The organism is Micromonospora sp. NPDC005161 (genome assembly GCF_053599855.1).
The window spans coordinates 1-19,249 of sequence record NZ_JBSFYQ010000059.1 but is presented as its reverse complement, the minus strand read 5'-3'; the positions used below and the strand labels follow the sequence as shown (position 1 = coordinate 19,249).

The window sequence follows — 19,249 nt, the reverse complement described above, 5'->3', positions numbered from 1 at the left end:
TCAGCCCGTCCTGCCCACCGGATGGTCGGGCAGCGTTGCGCTGGTGCTCGCCTCCAGCACCGGCGGGGTCGGCCAGCACGTCCGCTCGGTGGCGCGCGGGCTCGTCGCGGCCGGTGCCACCGTGCTGGTGTTCGGGCCGGCGGCGACGCAGGAGCAGTTCGACTTCGCCGGGGTCGGCGCGCGTTTCCAGCCGGTGGAGATTCCGGCCAGCCCGACGCCGGCCGACGCTCGCGCGGTGCTCGCCCTGCGCCGGGCGCTCGCCGCCGCCCGGGTTGACGTGGTGCACGCGCACGGTCTGCGCGCCGGGCTGGTGGCTGTGCTGGCCCGTCCGGCCGCCCCGCTGGTCGTGACCTGGCACAACGCGGTGCTCGCCGGCGGGTTGCGGGGCGGGATGTCCCGGCTCGCCGAGCGGGTGGTGGCCCGGGGCGCCCGGGTGGCCCTCGGGGCCTCCGCGGACCTGGTGGAACGGGCCGCCGCGCTGGGTGCCGCCGACGCCCGGCTCGCCCCGGTCGCCGCGCCGACGCTGCCCGCGCCGCGTCGACGCCCCGCCGCCGTCCGGGCCGAGTTCGGTGTCCGCCCGGACCAGCCGCTGATCGTCTCGGTGGGCCGGCTGCACCCGCAGAAGCGGTACGACGTGCTGATCGACGCGGCGGCCCGCTGGCGTACCCGTACTCCACCGCCGGTCGTGGTGATCGCCGGCAGCGGCCCGGCCTACCTGCCGCTGGCCGCCCGGACCTCGGCGGCCCGCGCCCCGGTGACCCTGCTGGGGCACCGCACGGACGTGGCCGACCTGCTCGCCGGCGCCGACCTCGCGGTGGTGACCAGCGACTGGGAGGCCCGGCAGCTCTTCGCCCAGGAGGCGCTGCGGGCCGGCGTGCCGCTGGTGGCCACCGCGGTCGGCGGGCTGCCGGAGCTGGTCGGCGACGCCGCCGCGCTGGTCCCCGCCGGCGACGTGGACGCCGTCGACGCGGCGGTGCGCGTGTTGCTCGACGACCCGGCGGCCCGGGCCGAGCTGGGCCGGCGCGGCGCCGAGCGGGCGGCGACGTGGCCCACCGAGGCGGACACCGTCGCCGCGTTGGCGGCCCTCTACGCCGAGTTGGCCGCGACGCCCACCGGCCCGGCGACCCCGGATTCCGACGCCCCGATGACGGGACACCGGTGATGCTGCGCCGACTCGCCCCCGCCCTGTTGACCGTGCTCGTGGTGGCGTTGGGCGTCACCGCGCTGTCCGCGCGTCCGCCGCAGGGCAGTCCGGAGCGCACCGCCGACTTCGTGGTCCTCGCCGGGATCGCGGGGCTGCGCTGGGAGGACGTGGATCCGCAGACCACTCCGACGCTGTGGCGGATGGCCCAGGACGGCTCGATCGGCTCGCTGTCGGTGCGCTCCGCGCACCGGCCCACCTGCCCGGTGGACGGCTGGCTGACCCTGGGCGCGGGCAGCTTCGCCGCGTGGAACGGCAGCCGGTCGGCCGGTGGCTGCCCGCCGGCCGGGGTGGTCGTGGAGCAGCCGGACGGCATCGGCGCGAACCTGCCCGACCAGGAGAGCGTGGTCCAGTACAACCAGCAGCGGCTGCCCTGGGGCACCATGCCCGGGTCGCTGTCGGAGTCGGTGCGCTGCTCGGTCGCGGTCGGTCCGGGTGCGGCGGTGGCCGCCGCCCGACCGTTCGGCCGGGTCGACCGGTACGCCTCGGGGCTGCCGGACGATCCGCGCGCGCTGCTCGGCTCGTGCGTGCTGAGCATCGTCGACCTCGGCACGGTCGACGGGACCGACCCGGCGGCGCGCGCCGCGGCGGCCCGCTCGGCGGACGCCCAGCTGGCCCGGGTGCTGGCCGCCCGGCCGCCGCGTTCACTGGTGCTGGTCGCCGGGGTCTCCGACACCGCCCAGCCGTCCCGACTGCACGTGGCGGTGGCCGACGGGCCGGGCTGGGAGCGGGGCTGGCTCACCTCGGCCAGCACCGGCCGGGACGGCTACCTGCAACTTGTCGACCTCGCGCCGACCGCGCTGGCCGCGCTGGGCCGGCCGATGCCGGAGCGGCTCTTCCTCGGCCGGCCGGCGGTCAGCACCGGCGGCCGCCCGGCCGACCTGGCCGAGGCGATCACCGTGCCGGCCGACGCGGACCAGGAGGCGGCCGCGCAGCGGACCGTCTCCGGCCGGTTCTTCACCCTGCTCGCCGGGTTGCAGGTCCTGCTGGCCCTCGCGGTGCTGCCGCTGCTGCGTCGGGCCCGCCCGCACGCCGGGCCGGCGGGGCCGACGCCGGCGCCCGCCCGGGTCGTGGCAGTGGTGGAGCTGCTGCTGGTGGCCGCGGCGTTGACCGTGCCGGCGGCGCTGCTCGCCGACGCGGTGCCGTGGTGGCGCGGCGAGCATTCAGGTTGGATCTTCGCCGGGGTCACCGCGCTGCTGGTGGCGGCCGGCACCGCGGCGGTCCGGTTCGTCCCCGGGTACGCGGGCACCCTCGGCCCGTTCGGCGCGGTGGCCGGCCTCACCACCCTCGTCGTCGGGTTGGACGTGCTCACCGGGGCCCGGCTCCAGCTCAACGGCGTGGTCGGCTACTCCGCGTTGCAGGGTGGCCGGTACTCCGGCCTCAGCACGGTCGGGTTGGGGGTGTTCCTCGCCGGCGCGCTGCTGAGCGCGGGCTGGCTCGCCCAGCGGGTGCACCGCACCTGGCGGCCGGCGGTGATGGTGGCCGTCGGTGGTCTCGCCGTCGTGGTGGTCGGCAGCCCGTACCTGGGTGCCGATCCGGTCGGCGCGATCGCGTTGACCGCCGGGCTGAGCGTGGCCGCCGCGATCAGCGCCGGCGGCTGGCTGACGATCAGCAGGCTGGCCTGGGCCACCATGGCCGCCCTGGCGGTCGGCATCGGCTTCGCCGTGGTGGACCTGCGTCGTCCGGCGGCGGAGCGGGGCAGCCTGGGTCGGTTCCTGTCCGCCGTGGGCGACGGCACCGGCGGGTTCACCGTGCACCGGTCCAGCGCCGCGAACTTCGAGACGCTGGTCAACAGCCCGCTGACCCTGCTGGCTCTGGCCGGTGGCCTGCTGGTGTGGTTCGCCCTGTTGCAGCCGTGGGGCGGGCTGACGCGACTGTTCGGCATCTACCCGGCCGTCCGGGCCGCGCTGGCCGGTACCGCGGTCGCCGCGGTGCTCGGTGGCGTGCTCGACGGCGCGGCGCTGGACATCGCGGGGGCCGCCGCCGCGGTGGTGGTGCCGGTGGCCGCGCTGGCCTCGCTGCGGGTGCTCCGGCACGCCGCGGACCGCACCCGCCCGGGCGGGGGGCGTGCCCGCGACGACGGCGCCGACGACGATTCCGGCTTCGGCGGGACCGGGCCGGCTGGTGGCGGTGACGGCCCGACCGGCGGTGGTGGGCCCCTGGGCGCGGTTCATCCCCGCCCGATCAGCGGCCCGCCCGCCGGCCCGCCCGCAAAGGCCGGGCGACCCACGGACGCGGCCACGCCGGCGGAACGCGCGCCCGACGACCCGGCCGAGCCGAGGCCGGACGCCCCGGCGGCGCCGGCGCAACGACCGGCCGACCCGTCGGAGGCCGACCCCTCGGACACCGCGCCGACGGTGGCGCGGCCGCCCCGGCAGGTCACCCGATCATCGACCGAGGTTGCCGCCCCCTGAGCGCCGGGACGCCGTCGTGGTGCCCCGAGGTGTCCCACCCGGGGTGCGGCCTGCGAGTACCCGCCCGGGAGGTGTTACCGTGGAATCCCGTGGATCGCGTGATCACTTTGCTGATCAAGCACGGCGGTCTGCATGACCGCGACAGACGACACGGGAGCAGGCCTTGGCCCCATCAGCACGGACGACCAGGCACATTTTCGTCACCGGGGGCGTCGCCTCCTCGCTGGGTAAGGGCCTCACCGCCTCCAGCCTCGGCAACCTGTTGACCGCGCGCGGGCTGCGCGTCGTGATGCAGAAGCTCGACCCCTACCTCAACGTCGACCCGGGAACGATGAACCCGTTCCAGCACGGCGAGGTCTTCGTCACCGAGGACGGCGCCGAGACCGACCTCGACGTCGGGCACTACGAGCGTTTCCTTGACCGGGCGTTGTCCGGCAAGGCGAACGTCACCACGGGCCAGATCTACTCCGACGTGATCGCCAAGGAGCGGCGCGGCGAGTACCTGGGTGACACCGTCCAGGTCATCCCGCACATCACCAACGAGATCAAGTCCCGGATCCTGGCGATGGGCGAGCCGGACGACGACGGCCACGTCCCCGACGTGGTGATCACCGAGGTCGGCGGCACGGTCGGCGACATCGAGTCGCTGCCGTTTTTGGAGGCGATCCGCCAGGTCCGCCACGACCTTGGCCGGGACAACTGCTTCTACCTGCACGTCTCGTTGGTGCCGTATCTGGCGCCGTCGGGTGAGCTGAAGACCAAGCCGACCCAGCACTCGGTGGCGCAGCTGCGCAACATCGGCATCCAGCCGGACGCCATCGTGCTGCGCTGCGACCGGGAGATCCCGGAGAAGCTCAAGGAGAAGCTGTCGCTCTACTGCGACGTGGACGCCGAGGCGGTCGTCGCCGCGCCGGACGCGCCGAGCATCTACGACATCCCGAAGGTGCTGCACCGCGAGGGGCTGGACGCGTACGTGGTGCGCCGGCTCGGGCTCTCCTTCCGGGACGTGGACTGGACCAGCTGGGACGACCTGCTGGAGCGGGTGCACCGGCCCCGGCACACGGTCACCGTCGCGGTGGTCGGCAAGTACGTCGACCTGCCCGACGCGTACCTGTCGGTGAGCGAGGCGATCCGGGCGGCCGGGTTCGGCCACCGCGCCCGGGTGCAGCTGCGCTGGGTGCCCAGCGACGAGTGCGTCACCCCGGCCGGCGCCGCGGCGGCCCTGGCGGGCGTGGACGGCATCCTCATCCCCGGCGGTTTCGGGGTGCGCGGCATCGAGGGCAAGATCGGCACCGCCCGGTACGCCCGGGAGAACGGCATCCCGCTGCTCGGCCTCTGCCTCGGCCTGCAGTGCATGACCATCGACGTGGCCCGGCATTTGGCCGGCCTGGACGGCGCGAACTCGCTGGAGTTCGACGAGCAGGCCGCGCACCCGGTCATCGCCACGATGGCCGACCAGGAGGACATCGTCGCCGGCAAGGGCGACCTGGGCGGCACGATGAGGCTCGGCGCGTACCCGGCGACGCTGACCGAGGGCTCGATCGTCGCCGAGGCGTACGGGAGCACCGACATCAGCGAGCGGCACCGGCACCGGTACGAGGTGAACAACGCCTACCGGGACGCGCTGACCAAGGCGGGCCTGCACATCTCCGGCACCTCGCCGGACGGCCGGCTGGTCGAGTTCATCGAGCTGGACCGGGGTCTGCACCCGTTCTTCGTGGCCACTCAGGCGCACCCGGAGCTGAAGAGCCGCCCCACCCGCCCGCACCCGTTGTTCGCCTCGTTCGTCAAGGCCGCCGTGGCGTACTCGCAGGCCGACCAGCTTCCGGTCGACCTGGACGCGGCGACGGAGGCCCCGACGACGCGTCGGGCCGCCCGCAACGGCGCCGCGACGAAGGCGTCGTCCGCGTCGTGAGCGAGCGAGCCGTCGAGCACCGCTACGAGGTGCGCTCGAGCGAGGAGCGCTACCGGGGCCGGATCTTCACCGTGGTCAGCGAGGAGGTCACCATGCCGGGCGGCGGGACCGCCGCGCGTGACCTCGTGCGGCACGTCGGGGCGGTGGCCGTGGTGGCGCTCGACGACGCCGGCCAGGTGGTGCTGATCCGGCAGTACCGGCATCCGGTCGGCCGGCACCTGTGGGAGCTGCCGGCCGGCCTGATGGACGTCTCCGGCGAGGAGTTGCCGGCCGCCGCGCTGCGGGAGCTGGCCGAGGAGGCCGACCTCACGGCCGGGCGGATCGACGTCCTGGTCGACCTGCACAGCTCGCCCGGTTTCACCGACGAGCTGGTCCGGGTCTACCTGGCGCGGGATCTGGCCGACGTGCCGGCCGAGGAGCGTCACGACCGCCGGGACGAGGAGGCCGACCTCCAGGTCGTCCGGATCGACCTGGACGAGGCCGTCGGCATGGTCCTGGCCGGCGAGATCACCAACGCCTCCGCGGTGGCGGGGCTGCTGGCCACGGCCCGCGCCCGGGACACCGGCTGGTCGGCGCTGCGCCGCGCGGACGCACCGCTGCCGCGCTGAGAGTCGCCGCCGGGCCCGCACCGGTGAGGGGTACGCGCGACAGGGCCCCGCGGCACGCATGCCGCGGGGCCCTGTCGTCGTCTGGTGGATCAGTCGCGCAGCGGCCGGCCCTGCGCGTCCGTGCCGCCGTTCACCAGGATGAGGATGCCGTCGATGAGGCCCCAGAGCGAGCCGAAACCGCAGGTCACCAGGCTCACCACGAGCTGCAGAACGGCGATCTTGGTGTGTCCCGTGTAGAACCGACCGGCGCCGAAGGTGCCGAGCAGGATGCCGAGGATCCCGGCGACAACCTTGCTCTTGTCGGAGTAACCGGGGGCATACCCCGGCTGGTAAGGAGGAGTGGTCATGGGCCGACACAATAGTGATCCACTCGCCCGCTGTCCGCAGCGGGACCCACCAGATGGGACGATAATGGGTGAACATTGTCCTGACGGCTGAGGTTGCCCGCCCACCGCCGGCCCGGTCGATGCCCTGACACTCCGTCAGGTCACCCCGGCACCGGATGCCACTGTGCTGGCTCGCGGCGGGGCCGGGCGCGCCTAGACTGCCGCCGGCGGGACCGGTGGACCGCGGTGGCAATGGGGCCGTCGCGGCACCGAGCAGTCGGGGGAGAGCAGCCCCGAAGAGAGGTGTCTGCATCGTGAAGGTCGGAATCCCACGCGAGGTCAAGAACCACGAGTACCGCGTGGCGATCACGCCCCCGGGCGTCAACGAGTTCACCCGCAGCGGTCACCAGGTCTTCGTCGAGTCCGGCGCCGGGGTCGGCTCCAGCATCAGCGACGAGGAGTTCGCCGCGGCGGGCGCCACGATCCTGGCCACCGCCGACGAGGTGTGGGAGACCGCCGAGCTGGTGCTCAAGGTCAAGGAGCCGATCGCCGAGGAGTACCACCGGATGCGCGAGGGGCAGGTGCTCTTCACCTACCTGCACCTGGCCGCCTCCAAGGAGTGCACTGACGCGCTGATCGACCGGAAGGTCACCGGCATCGCGTACGAGACCGTCGAGCTGCCCGACCGGTCACTGCCGCTGCTCGCCCCGATGTCCGAGGTGGCCGGCCGGCTCGCCCCCCAGGTGGGCGCCTTCTACATGATGCGCACCGGCGGTGGGCGCGGCGTGCTGCCCGGCGGCGTCTCCGGGGTGTACGCGGCCAAGACCGTGGTCATCGGCGCCGGCGTCTCCGGCATGAACGCCGCCGCGATCGCGCTGGGCCTGCAGTCCGAGGTGCTGCTGCTGGACAAGAACGTCGCCCGGCTGCGCCAGGCCGACGCCATCTACCGGGGGCACCTGCAGACCGTCGCCTCCAACGCGTACGAGGTCGAGCGGGCCGTGCTCGACGCCGATCTGGTCATCGGCGCGGTGCTGGTGCCCGGCGCCAAGGCTCCGACCCTGGTCTCCAACGAGTTGGTCTCCCGGATGAAGCCGGGCAGCGTGCTGGTCGACATCGCCATCGACCAGGGCGGCTGCTTCGAGGACTCGCGCCCCACCACGCACGCCGACCCGGTCTACAAGGTGCACGAGTCGATCTTCTACTGCGTGGCGAACATGCCCGGCGCGGTGCCGAACACCAGCACCTACGCGCTGACCAACGTCACCCTGCCGTACGCCCTGGAGTTGGCCAACCAGGGCTGGCGCGAGGCGCTGCGCCGCGACCCGGCGCTGGCGCTGGGCCTGAACACCCACGACGGCCGGGTCACCTACGGCCCGGTCGCCGAGTCGCACGGCATGGACGTGCTCCCGCTGGCCGACGTGCTGGCCTGAGCGGCGGCGGGCTGACCGGCATCGCGGACAGGGCCGGCGCGGGCGAGCAGCCCGCGCCGGCCCTGCGCCGTGCCGTGCGCGGCTACCTCGACCACCTCACCGTCGAGCGGGGCCTGTGCGCGAACACCCTCGCCTCGTACCGCCGGGACCTGGACCGCTACCTCACCACCCTGGTGGACGCCGGCATCACCGACCTCGCGTCGGTCGGCGCCGGCGTCGTCGAATCGCACCTGGCGCGGCTGCGCGCCGGCGACGACGCGCACCCGCCGCTGGCGGTCTCCTCCGCCGCCCGCGCGGCCAGCGCGGTACGCGGCCTGCACCGCTTCGCGCTGCGCGAGGGGCTGGCCGGGGCCGACCCCAGCCGCGACGTCCGCCCACCCACCCCGCCGCGCCGGCTGCCCCGCGCGCTGCCGGTCGACGACGTGGTCCGGCTGCTGGAGACCGCAGGCCCGGTCACCGCGACCGGCGAGGGCGCGCCGCTCGCGCTGCGCGACCGGGCGCTGCTGGAATTCCTGTACGGCACCGGCGCGCGGATCTCCGAGGCGGTCGGCGCCGCGGTGGACGACCTCGACGCCGACGAGGGCACCGTGCTGCTGCGCGGCAAGGGCGGCCGGGTGCGCCTGGTGCCGATCGGCGGGTACGCCGTGCAGGCGGTGCGCGCCTACCTGGTCCGGGCCCGGCCCGGACTGGCCTCCGCTGGCCGGGGCACCCCGGCGGTCTTCCTCAACGCCCGCGGCGGCGCGTTGACCCGGCAGGGCGCCTGGGCCATCCTGCGCCGCGCGGCCGGCCGTGCCGGGCTGCCGGTCGACGGGCCCGCCGCGGTCTCCCCGCACACCCTGCGCCACTCGTACGCCACCCACCTGCTCGACGGCGGCGCCGACGTGCGGGTGGTCCAGGAACTGCTCGGGCACGCGTCGGTGACCACCACCCAGGTCTACACACTGGTGACCGTCGAGCGGCTGCGCGAGGTGTACGCCACCGCCCACCCGCGCGCCCGGGGCTGAGCCCGGTCGCGGTCGGTCCCGACACGCCGGGCCGGTGCCGAGCCCCCTGCTGGTCGGTGGCGTACAGTCGGCATCGGCGCGGACCTCCTGGGGCGACACGACCGGGGTGCGCAGCGGCGCCGCGAAGGACGTCGGACGGCTCCGACGCCGGGTGGGTCGTCGGGAGGGGGCAACGAGCACATGGCTGGCAACGGTGACCGTGCCGAGACCTGGACGTCGGAGCTCCGCGAGCAGCAGGCCACGCTCGGTGCGGACCTGGGTCCGGCAGATCCGGCGGCATACACGATGCGCAAGCCGATCCCCGAGCCGATGCCCACCGATCGGCACGGCCCGGCGCGCATCATCGCGATGGCCAACCAGAAGGGCGGCGTCGGCAAGACCACCACCACCATCAACCTGGGCGCGGCGCTGGCCGAGTACGGCCGCAAGGTGCTGCTGGTCGACTTCGACCCGCAGGGCGCGCTCTCGGTGGGTCTGGGGGTCAACCCGCACAACCTCGACCTGTCCATCTACAACCTGCTCATGCAGGACGACATTGTCGCCGAAGACGTCGTGATCAAGACCGACGTGGCGGGCCTGCACCTGCTGCCGGCCAACATCGACCTCTCCGCCGCCGAGATCCAGCTCGTCAACGAGGTCGCCCGGGAGATGGCCCTGGCCCGGGTGCTGCGAACGGTCCGCAAGGAATACGACTACATCCTGATCGACTGCCAGCCGTCGCTCGGCCTCCTGGCGATCAACGCGCTGACCGTCGCGCACGGCGTGCTCATCCCACTCGAGTGCGAGTTCTTCAGCCTGCGCGGCGTGGCGCTGCTGCTGGACACCATCGACAAGGTGCGCGAGCGGCTCAACTTCGACCTGGAGCTCGAGGGCATCCTCGCGACCATGTACGACAGCCGCACCACGCACTGCCGGCAGGTGCTCCAGCGGGTCGTCGAGGCGTTCGGCGACAAGGTCTACCAGACGGTCATCACCAAGACGGTGAAGTTCCCCGAGTCCACCGTGGCCGGTGCCCCGATCACCACACTGGACCCGGCGTCCTCCGGGGCACGCAACTACCGCCAACTGGCCCGTGAGGTGATCGCCGCCCAGTCGGAGCGGTAGCCGGAACGCCCGGTGCCCGCCTCGTGGACTACGGTCGTCCGGTGACCGCGCCACCCCTCGACCCGCCGGCCGGGCCGCACGAGGCCGCCGCCCCGGCGGTCGCCGCCGAGCTGGCCGCCGAGGTCGACGGCGTACTGCCCGGCGACCCGCCGAGCACCTCCCGCTTCACCGTGCGGCTGGCCAACTTCACCGGCCCGTTCGACCTGCTGCTGCAACTGATCGGCAAGCACAAACTCGACGTCACCGAGGTGGCCCTGCACAAGGTCACCGACGAGTTCATCGCCTACATCCGCGCCATGGGCGACAAGTGGGACCTCGACGAGGCCAGCGAGTTCCTGCTGATCGCCGCGACCCTGCTCGACCTGAAGGCGGCCCGGCTGCTGCCCGCCGCCGACGTGGAGGACGAGGCGGACCTCGCCCTGCTGGAGGCACGGGACCTGCTCTTCGCCCGGCTGTTGCAGTACAAGGCGTACAAGGAGGCGGCGGCGCACATCGCCGAGCTGGAGGCGGTCGGCGGTCGGCGTTATCCGCGGGCGGTCAGCCTGGAGCCCCGGTACGCCGAGGCGCTGCCCGACCTGGTGCTCGGCATCGGCCCGCAGCGGCTGTTGAAGCTGGCCGTGAAGGCGATGACCCCGAAGCCGGTGCCGGAGGTCTCCATCGCCCACGTGCACATGGTCCGGGTCAGCGTCCGGGAGCACGCCGGGATCCTCGCCACCCGGCTGCGCCGGGCCGGCACCGCCACCTTCTCGCTGCTCTGCGCCGACTGCGAGGCCACCCTGGAGGTGGTGGCCCGGTTCCTCGCGCTGCTGGAGCTGTACCGGGAGGGGTTGGTGGCCTTCGTGCAGGAGCAGGCTCTGGAGGAGCTGACCGTGCGCTGGACCGGCCCGACCGACGGCGACACGGACCTGCACGTCGACGAGTACGCCGGCACCCCGGCCGACCCGGAGCCGGCGGGTGCGGCCGAGTTGGATTCGGTGGATACGGCGGGGCCGGAGCCGGCGGGTGTCGCCGAGCTGGAGCCGGACCCGGTGCGGGCGAGGGAAGCCGACGGATCGGACGAGACGGGAACGACGGAGGGCGAGCGGGATGAATGACGACGAACGCCGGGACTCCCTGGCCGACCAGGCCGCCGCCTGGATCCCCCCGTGGGAACGCCCCCGCCCGCCTGCCTCCACCCCCGACGCCGACACCGACGCCACCCCCGACGCCGACGCCGACCGCGACGGCGAGCCGATCCCACCCGTCACCCCCGAGCCGGCCCTGTCCCCACCCGTTGTCAGCGAGCTGATCCCGTCCCCACCCATCACCGCCGAGCCGACCCCTGCCGGAGATCTTGGAAGCGAACCGCCCCTCCCGGGGCCGGGAACTTCCAAGATCGCGGAGGAGGCCGGCGAGGCGGGCGCGGGTGAGGCTGGCGGAGCCGTGGGGGAGGGCGTGGCTGGGGACGTACCCCCTCGGTCGGTTGTGGGGCGGCGGAGGGCGCCGGCCGCGCCGGAGCCCGCGCCGGAGTTGTCCGACGCCGAGCTGCGTGGCGCGCTGGAGGCGATCCTGCTGGTGGTCGACGAGCCGGTCAGCGAGCTGGTCCTGGCCCAGGTGCTGGAACAGTCGGCCGAGCGGGTCGGGCCGATGCTCGACGAGATCGCCGCCGGTTACACCGCCGCCGGGCACGGTTTCGAGCTGCGCCGGGCGGCTGGCGGCTGGCGGCTCTACACCCGGCCGGAATACGCGACCTATGTCGAACGGTTCGTGTTGGACGGGCAGTCCGTGCGGCTGACCCAGGCGGCGCTGGAGACCCTCGCCGTGGTCGCCTACAAGCAGCCGGTGACCCGATCGCGCATCTCGGCCATCCGGGGTGTGAACTGCGACGGGGTCATCCGTACGCTGGTTACCCGCGGCCTTGTCGAGGAGTGCGGCACCGAACCGGACAGCGGGGCGTTCCTTTACCGGACCACCACGCTGTTCCTGGAGAAGCTCGGGCTGAACACCGTCGACGAGCTGCCGCCACTCGCACCCTTCCTGCCCGACGACGTAGAAGAGCTTGCCGATGCGACCCGATAACCGTTCCCCGAAACCCGACGCCCCCGTCTTCGAAGGGGCAGAGCGCCTGCAGAAGGTGCTCGCCGCCGCCGGCGTGGGTTCCCGGCGCGCCTGCGAGGACCTGATCTTCCGCCGCCGCGTCACGGTGGACGGGCGCGTCGCCAAGCTGGGCGACAAGGTCGACCCCGCCACCGCGGTGATCCACGTGGACGGCGAGCGCCTCCAGGTCGACATTCGCCTGGTCTACGTGGCGATGAACAAGCCGCGCGGGGTGGTTACCACCATGGCGGACGACAAGGGACGCAACGAGCTGGCCGAGTTCATCGGCAACCGGGTGGAGCAGCGGGTCTACCACGTTGGGCGGCTCGACGCGGACAGCGAGGGCCTGCTGCTGCTCACCAACGACGGCACTCTCGCGCACAAGCTCATGCACCCCTCGTACGAGGTGCTGAAGACCTACCTCGCCGAGGTGGTCGGGCCGATCCCGCGCAACCTGAGTAAGCGGCTGCTGGCCGGCGTCGAGCTGGAGGACGGGCCGGTCAAGGTCGACTCGTTCAAGGTGGTGGACACTCTGGGTAAGACCGCCCAGGTGGAGCTGAGCCTGCACGAGGGGCGCAAGCACATCGTCCGGCGGCTGATGGAGGAGGTCGGACACCCGGTCACCCGGCTGGTGCGTACCTCGATCGGGCCCATCCGGCTGGGTGACCTGCGTACCGGGCGGATCCGGCGGTTGACCAACGCCGAGGTCGCCGCGCTGTTCAACGCGGTGGGTGACTGACCCCCGAGTTCGGGGTACGGCTGCCGGTAGGCTCCGGAACGGCCGAGGCGTGGGCCGCTCGGGTGGCGTGGGTCGCCCCCGGCGGCGTCGCGCGCGGGTCCGCCACGGGCCCCGGGCATGATTGATGACGATGGACAACCGCTTGCGGCGCCAGCACCGGGCGATCCGCGAGGTACGGGCTGAGGAGGACACGGTGGAGGAAAACGTACGGACCGGGCGATGTGTGGTCGCTGTGGATGGGCCGTCCGGTTCGGGTAAGTCCACCGTCTCGCGGCGACTCGCCGTTGGCATCGGTGCGCGCTACCTGGACACCGGGGCGATGTACCGGGCGATCACCTGGGCCGTGCTGCGCTCCGGCGTCGACCTCACCGACGCCGCGTCGGTGGCGAAGGTCGCCGGCGAGGTGGACCTGCGTATCGGCACCGACCCCCAGGGGTACGGCGTGACCGCAGACGGCGTGAGCGTGGACGCGGAGATCCGCGGCGCCGAGGTGACCGGGGCGGTTTCCGCCGTCGCCGCGGTGCCGGCGGTCCGCGAGCTGCTGGTCGCCCGGCAGCGCGAGATGATCGCCAACGCCGGCCGGATGGTCGTCGAGGGCCGTGACATCGGCTCGGTCGTGGCGCCGGACGCCGACCTGAAGGTCTTCCTGACCGCCTCCGAGGCGGCCCGGGCGGCCCGCCGCAGCGCCGAGGACGCCGCCGACGTGACGGCCACCGCCGCCGACCTGGCCCGCCGGGACCGGCTCGACTCCACCCGCAAGGTCAACCCGCTTGCCCAAGCGCCGGACGCGGTGGTGCTGGACACCACCGAGCTGGGCATCGACGAGGTCGTGGCCCGGCTGCGCGACCTGCTCACTGAACGGGGCGTGGCATGAGCGAGGGTGCTGGATGGGTCGAGCTGCGTGAGCCGGACGTCGCCGTCGAGGAACCGTCCGGCCCGCAGCCGGTGGTGGCCGTCGTCGGTCGCCCCAATGTGGGCAAGTCCACGTTGGTCAACCGGATCATCGGCCGCCGGCAGGCGGTCGTCGAGGACGTTCCCGGGGTGACCCGGGACCGGGTGCCGTACGACGCCCAGTGGAACGGCCGGGCGTTCACCGTGGTGGACACCGGCGGTTGGGAACCGGACGCGAAGGACCGGGCCGCGGCCATCGCGGCGCAGGCCGAGACGGCCGTGGTCACCGCGGACGTGGTGCTCTTCGTGGTCGACGCGATGGTGGGCTCCACCGACGTCGACGAGGCCGCGGTGAAGATGCTGCGGCGCAGCGCCAAGCCGGTGATCCTGGTGGCGAACAAGGCCGACAACACCTCCATCGAGATGGAGGCCACCTCGCTGTGGTCGCTCGGCCTCGGCGAACCGTTCCCCATCTCCGCGCTGCACGGGCGGGGGTCCGGCGACCTGCTGGACGCCATCCTCGCCACGCTGCCCGAGGCGCCGGCGATCGTGGAGAACCGGCCGCGCGGGCCGCGTCGGGTGGCGCTGGTCGGTCGCCCGAACGTGGGCAAGTCCAGCCTGCTCAACCGGTTCTCCGGTGAGGAGCGGGCGGTCGTCGACTCGGTCGCCGGCACCACCGTCGACCCGGTGGACAGCCTGGTCGAGATCGGCGGCCAGACCTGGCAGCTGGTCGACACCGCCGGCCTGCGCAAGCGGGTCGGAAAGGCCAGTGGCACCGAGTACTACGCCAGCCTGCGTACCGCCGCCGCCATCGAGGCCGCCGAGGTGGCCGTGGTGCTGCTGGACTCCAGCGAACCGATCAGCGAGCAGGACCAGCGGATCCTGTCGATGGTGACCGAGAGCGGCCGCGCGCTGGTCATCGCGTTCAACAAGTGGGACCTGGTCGACGCCGACCGCCGGTACTACCTCGACAAGGAAATCGACCGGGAGCTGCGCCGCATCCCCTGGGCAATCCGGTTGAACCTGTCGGCGATGACCGGCCGAGCGGTCGACAAGCTCGCCCCGGCGCTGAACAAGGCGCTGGCCAGCTGGGAGACCCGGGTGCCGACCGCGCAGCTCAACCAGTGGCTGACCGCGCTGGTGCAGGCCACCCCGCACCCGGTGCGCGGTGGGCGCGCGCCGCGGATCCTGTTCGCCACCCAGGCCGGGGTGGCGCCGCCGCGGTTCGTGCTCTTCACCACCGGCCCGCTGGACGCCGGCTACCAGCGCTTCGTCGAGCGCAAGCTCCGCGAGGAGTTCGGGTACGAGGGCAGCCCGATCGAAATCTCGGTCCGCCCGCGCAAGAAGCTCGGGCCGGGCGGGCGGGGCAAGGCGCACGGCTGATCTGTTTCACCGATGCCGGATGGGCCACCGCCCATCCGGCATCTTTCTGCCCCACCCTCTCCACCTATCCTCCTAGGACGCTTTAGGGGTTGTGGGTGATTCGGGGGCGCCGCGACCCGGTGGGGCCTGTGCGGAGGAGCGGGAGCTGCTGCGCTAAGCTGTATCGGCTGCCGCGGGGGAAACCACGCGGGGGCGGGACGTGGCGCAGCTTGGTAGCGCACTTGACTGGGGGTCAAGGGGTCGTCGGTTCGAATCCGGCCGTCCCGACGCAGGTGAGGGGCCATCTCGGAAGATCGAGGCGGCCCCTTTGTCGTACCTGGGTGACTAACTGAGTGACTACGCCTCAGCGTCGAAGATCCGGTCCATGGCGACTGCGCCGATGGCCGAAAGATCGTCGGCAGCCGCCGGGTCCGTGGGTGGTTGCGAAGGCGCCATCCCGCCCACCGCCGACCCGGGCAAGCCGAGCAGACCACCGCCCGACCCGCCAGCGTCCGAACCTGCGTCAAGGTCCGCGTGACATGGCGGGCCGGGCGGCAGCCCGCTCCCCGCAAGGGCGGGTCGACGGCGAACGGGATGGCCCTCAGGCTGGGCTATCTATGCCTCCGCTGCCTGTGCTGTGCCACCGAGAGTGTTAAGGGCTCGCCACAGGTTACGGATCCGTGACGAATCGTACGACTTTGAACAGCTTTCATATTCGTTGAGTCGGATCCACGTCAGAATGAGTCAGATCTACGTCAGAAGTATTTACTCTTTGTCATGAGGCGCCGTCGGTATCGTGCGTAATGCGGGGCGGAAGGGGCACGTGGTGGAATACGAGCGAGGCAAGGCGGAAATCAAGAATCTGGCAGCGGAGACGATCGCCGAGCTGAAGCTTAACGAGGCCACTACGCGCCTTCGCCTCATCGACCGCCTGTTGATGGATTGTCTCGCCTGGAGCCCGGAAGTAATCGACTGCGAACAGCATCAGTCCGGCGATTATCTAGACTACGTACTTGGTTCACCAGAGCGCCTCGCAGTCGTCGAGGCGAAGCGAGAGGGTCGGCACTTTAAGCTACCCGCCGGCACCGCTGGACAACGCGTGGTCACGCTGTCGGCAATTGTTGACCAATCGGAATCCAACAAGGACGCCGTCAGTCAGGTGCTCCACTACAGCTTAATGGGTGGAATTCCAGTCGCAGCCTTGTGCAACGGTCACCAGCTTGTTGTTTTTCTTGGTAGTCGCCAAGATGGCGTGCGACCCCTAGATGGCAAAGCAATCGTCTTCCACTCACTAGCGGACATGGCGGAGAACTTCTCCGAGCTTTGGGACATGTTCTCCCGGCCGGCCCTGACTGCGGGAAATGTCAAGCGAAAGTTGTCACGGCGCTCCCAGATGGCCCCACCTCCCGAGAGGCTTTCTAGCAGGATTCACGGCTATCCAGGATTCCGAGCGAGATCTGAACTCGAGACCGACGTGAGGATTCTCGCGGAGCTATTCCTTCTCGACATCGTTCAGGAGGAAGAGGTGTCCGATGAGTTTCTCCGAGAGTGCTACTGCACGAGTGGCGCTCTCTCGCAATACGCACTCGTCAGCAAGGAAATCCTGAGGACCCGCTACTCGACAGCAACGGAGAAGGCTCGAATCGAGAGCGTCAAATCAAAGAAGGGAACCTCAAGCCGTCTCACTGGTGACCTCCTTGCTTCAGCTATGACCCGCCGGCCGCTCATACTCCTAGGAGACGTTGGGGTTGGGAAGACCATCTTCTTGAAGCATTTCCTCCGAGTCGACGCTGTGGATCTTCTCGACAACACGGCGGTCTTCTACGTCGACTTTCTCAAAGAGTCATCGCTTCTCGGAGATGTTCAAGCGCTGTTAGTGTCCACCATAGAAAATGAACTGGAGGAGCAGTTCGGCATCGATACTTATGAGGCAGGATTTGTTCGCGCTGCCTACAACAAGGAAATCAACCGGTTCAGAAGGAGCATCGACGGCCCGCTTGAGCAGACAGACCCGCAGCGATACGCCAGTCTGGAGCGCGACATGCTCCAGTCCCACCTGTCGCGGCGCCTCGAACACGTGCAGCGTAGCTTAGAGCATCTTCGCGGAACACGTGGCCTGCAGTTCGTCCTGGTCCTCGACAATATCGATCACCACGAAGCAAAGTTCCAGGAGCGAGTATTCGTCATCGGGCAGGCCTTCTCTGAGACCTGGCCAGTTTCCGTCTTTATGTCCCTCCGCCCAGATACGTTCTACGCATCTAAGAAGCATGGCTCCATCACGGCGTATCAGCCAAGAATCTTTGCCGTTGAGCCACCAAGGACCGATCTGGTGATCCTCAAAAGGCTGAAGTTTGCGCTTCAACAGTTGGAAGCGACGGGAAGAATCGAGTCGTTCCCTCGCGGCCTGACCATTGATTCAGGCAGCCTTTCCGTCTACCTGAGGATGATGATCGAAGCTTTCGAGCGCAACGACCGACTAAAAGAGCTCGTAGACAACCTTAGCTCGGGGAATATCCGAAAGGCTCTCGACTTCGTCAGTACTTTCGTCGGAAGTGGCTACGTCTCCACCGCCAGAATTCTCGAGGCTCACCGAAACGGAAGGCTTTACACACTCCCGATACATGAGTTCATGAGATCGATTCTCTACGGCGAGTACGAGTACTACGACCCGCGCCGCTCACCGGTTCCGAATATTCTCGACATCACAACGAATGACGGACGGGAGCACTTTCTTCTGCCCATCATCCTAGCGGCCTGCCAAGCCAGGGGGGAGTCGGAACCTGAGGGCTACGTCGAAGAGTCGGCCCTTTTTAGGCATGCGCAGGAACTGGGCTATGCGGTCGAGCAGATCGAGGCCCAGATCGAACGAGGTCTAGAGCGGCGCCTCCTGCAAGCTAGTTCCGGCCACGGCGACTTCAGATCCTTACGAGTTACGGCGTCCGGCGGCTATATGCACAAACGGATGCTTACGTTCTTTACTTACTTTGATGCAATAGTTATCGACACGCCCATTGTTGATCCCGCCACTCGGCAGAGAGTTGCCGTCGTTGTGTCTATTCAAGACCGTTTGGAAAGAGGTGAGGTGTTCCGCAATTATCTAAACAGCCAATGGCCGTTCGATGCAGGCGCGACGACGTTCTCCTGGCCAGAGGCAAGCGAAACCCTTCGCCGCGATATGGACCAAGCCGCCGAACGGGCCGAACGGGCAAAGGCGCGGGCGCGTGGACGAGGATTCACAGCCGGCTAATCCTGAGACTGCGTTGTGTCGACCGGATTCTGTAAGGTAGGGCAACATGTCGATCTATGTGCAGTCGGCTGGTGAAGCTTCGTCCGCCGCTTGGCTTGCGCCCAGCCTCAGCCTGTCCGGCTTGGCTCTCGCCTTCACCATCGCTTCCTTCTGGTGGATCCAGGTTCGCCGAGGCAGGCTCACGAGCTACCCGCCACGTTCGTACGCTGGCTACTTTCAGACACAAGGACTGCGCTTGGTCCTGCCCCTGGTGCTCTACAACACGGGTCCCGCGCCCATCGTGGTACTGGACTTCCGACTACGTCTCGTGAGCGCACATAGTCAGAGCGGCGTGTCCCGCACCGGGTTTGATGGAGACATCGAAACCTGGGAGGAACACCAGCGATGCCGGCACCGAAGAAGTACAACGATGAGTTGCGTGAGCGTGCGACCCGGTTGGCGGTCGAGGCCCGCCGGGATCCGGCGTCGGCGGTCGGAGCGATCCGGCGGATCGCCGGCCAGCTCGGGATTCATCCGGAGGCGTTGCGCACGTGGGTGAAGAAGGCCGAGACCGACGCCGGTGACCAGCCGGGCACCACCAGCAGCGACGCCGAACGCCTCGCCGCGTTGGAACGGGAGAATCGTGAGCTGCGGCGGGCGAATCAGATCCTGAAGTCCGCGGCGAGTTTCTTCGCGGCGGAGCTGGACCGTCCGTCGCGATGAAGGTCGACTTCGTCGACTCCCAGAAGGCCGAACACGGTGTCCAGCCGGTCCTGCAGGCGCTCGAAGACACGCCGGCACAGATCGCACCGTCGACCTACTACGCCGCCAAGACCCGCCCGGCCTCGGCCAGGTCGCGGCGCGACGAGGAGCTGACCGCGATGATCGAGCGGATCCACGCGGAAAACTACGGCGTCTACGGCGCACGCAAGATCTGGCACGAGCTGCACCGC

At 70.7% G+C, this 19,249-nt stretch carries 16 protein-coding genes and 1 tRNA gene; 16 read left to right on the top strand and 1 reads right to left on the bottom strand.

The features are described 5' to 3' along the window. Window positions 1–10 precede the first annotated feature (10 nt). The 4 genes from ACWD5O_RS33535 to ACWD5O_RS33520 all read left to right on the top strand — a co-directional run bounded on the left by ACWD5O_RS33535 (window position 11) and on the right by ACWD5O_RS33520 (window position 6,138). Complete coding sequence (locus ACWD5O_RS33535) at window positions 11–1,162, top strand: glycosyltransferase family 4 protein (RefSeq protein ID WP_450087750.1); 1,152 nt, start codon at window positions 11–13, stop codon at window positions 1,160–1,162. After that, window positions 1,162–3,615 (top strand): hypothetical protein, encoded by a 2,454-nt coding sequence (locus ACWD5O_RS33530; RefSeq protein ID WP_450087742.1) that lies wholly within the window; start codon window positions 1,162–1,164, stop codon window positions 3,613–3,615. Before ACWD5O_RS33535 ends, ACWD5O_RS33530 begins: the two co-directional genes overlap by 1 nt. A 163-nt stretch (window positions 3,616–3,778) precedes the next feature. After that, the gene (locus tag ACWD5O_RS33525) at window positions 3,779–5,530 is read left to right on the top strand and encodes a CTP synthase (RefSeq protein WP_450087741.1); all 1,752 of its coding nucleotides are present in this window, start codon (window positions 3,779–3,781) and stop codon (window positions 5,528–5,530) included. Further along, entirely contained in the window at window positions 5,527–6,138 is a 612-nt protein-coding gene (locus ACWD5O_RS33520) for an NUDIX domain-containing protein (protein ID WP_450087740.1), read from the top strand. Before ACWD5O_RS33525 ends, ACWD5O_RS33520 begins: the two co-directional genes overlap by 4 nt. A gap of 89 nt (window positions 6,139–6,227) precedes the next feature. Here the strand turns inward: ACWD5O_RS33520 and ACWD5O_RS33515 are convergent, their stop codons facing one another. Beyond that, window positions 6,228–6,551 carry a TM2 domain-containing protein gene (locus tag ACWD5O_RS33515; RefSeq protein WP_449941440.1) on the bottom strand — a complete coding sequence of 108 codons (324 nt, stop codon included), beginning with the start codon at window positions 6,549–6,551 and terminating at the stop codon, window positions 6,228–6,230. 227 nt (window positions 6,552–6,778) lie between these two features. Here ACWD5O_RS33515 and ald point away from each other — a divergent pair, with 227 nt between their 5' ends. The 12 genes from ald to ACWD5O_RS33455 all read left to right on the top strand — a co-directional run. Continuing rightward, window positions 6,779–7,894 carry an alanine dehydrogenase gene (gene ald / locus ACWD5O_RS33510; protein WP_450087739.1) on the top strand — a complete coding sequence of 372 codons (1,116 nt, stop codon included), beginning with the start codon at window positions 6,779–6,781 and terminating at the stop codon, window positions 7,892–7,894. A gap of 11 nt (window positions 7,895–7,905) precedes the next feature. Further along, on the top strand, window positions 7,906–8,898 hold the full coding sequence (locus ACWD5O_RS33505; protein ID WP_450087749.1) for a site-specific tyrosine recombinase XerD: 993 nt from the start codon (window positions 7,906–7,908) through the stop codon (window positions 8,896–8,898). A gap of 180 nt (window positions 8,899–9,078) precedes the next feature. Next, window positions 9,079–10,002, top strand: coding sequence for a ParA family protein (locus ACWD5O_RS33500; RefSeq protein ID WP_354968493.1), 924 nt, complete (start codon window positions 9,079–9,081; stop codon window positions 10,000–10,002). Window positions 10,003–10,043: 41 nt separating this feature from the next. Further along, entirely contained in the window at window positions 10,044–11,096 is a 1,053-nt protein-coding gene (locus ACWD5O_RS33495; RefSeq protein WP_450087738.1) for a segregation and condensation protein A, read from the top strand. Continuing rightward, on the top strand, window positions 11,089–12,060 hold the full coding sequence (scpB, locus tag ACWD5O_RS33490) for an SMC-Scp complex subunit ScpB (RefSeq protein ID WP_450087737.1): 972 nt from the start codon (window positions 11,089–11,091) through the stop codon (window positions 12,058–12,060). The genes ACWD5O_RS33495 and scpB overlap by 8 nt, the downstream gene beginning before the upstream one ends. After that, window positions 12,047–12,817 carry a pseudouridine synthase gene (locus ACWD5O_RS33485; RefSeq protein ID WP_387328737.1) on the top strand — a complete coding sequence of 257 codons (771 nt, stop codon included), beginning with the start codon at window positions 12,047–12,049 and terminating at the stop codon, window positions 12,815–12,817. Before scpB ends, ACWD5O_RS33485 begins: the two co-directional genes overlap by 14 nt. Window positions 12,818–13,010: 193 nt before the next feature. Then, entirely contained in the window at window positions 13,011–13,691 is a 681-nt protein-coding gene (gene cmk, locus ACWD5O_RS33480; protein ID WP_450087748.1) for a (d)CMP kinase, read from the top strand. Further along, a complete protein-coding gene (gene der, locus ACWD5O_RS33475) occupies window positions 13,688–15,091 on the top strand; it encodes a ribosome biogenesis GTPase Der (protein ID WP_450087736.1) in 1,404 nt (467 codons plus the stop codon). Before cmk ends, der begins: the two co-directional genes overlap by 4 nt. Window positions 15,092–15,284: 193 nt before the next feature. Beyond that, a tRNA-Pro gene (locus ACWD5O_RS33470) sits at window positions 15,285–15,358 on the top strand. 538 nt (window positions 15,359–15,896) lie between these two features. Next, complete coding sequence (locus tag ACWD5O_RS33465) at window positions 15,897–18,317, top strand: hypothetical protein (protein ID WP_450087735.1); 2,421 nt, start codon at window positions 15,897–15,899, stop codon at window positions 18,315–18,317. A gap of 384 nt (window positions 18,318–18,701) precedes the next feature. Continuing rightward, a complete protein-coding gene (locus ACWD5O_RS33460) occupies window positions 18,702–19,019 on the top strand; it encodes a transposase (protein WP_450005977.1) in 318 nt (105 codons plus the stop codon). After that, a partial coding sequence (locus tag ACWD5O_RS33455) for an IS3 family transposase (RefSeq protein WP_450087734.1) occupies window positions 19,016–19,249 on the top strand: 234 nt, incomplete at its 3' end. The genes ACWD5O_RS33460 and ACWD5O_RS33455, both read left to right, overlap by 4 nt.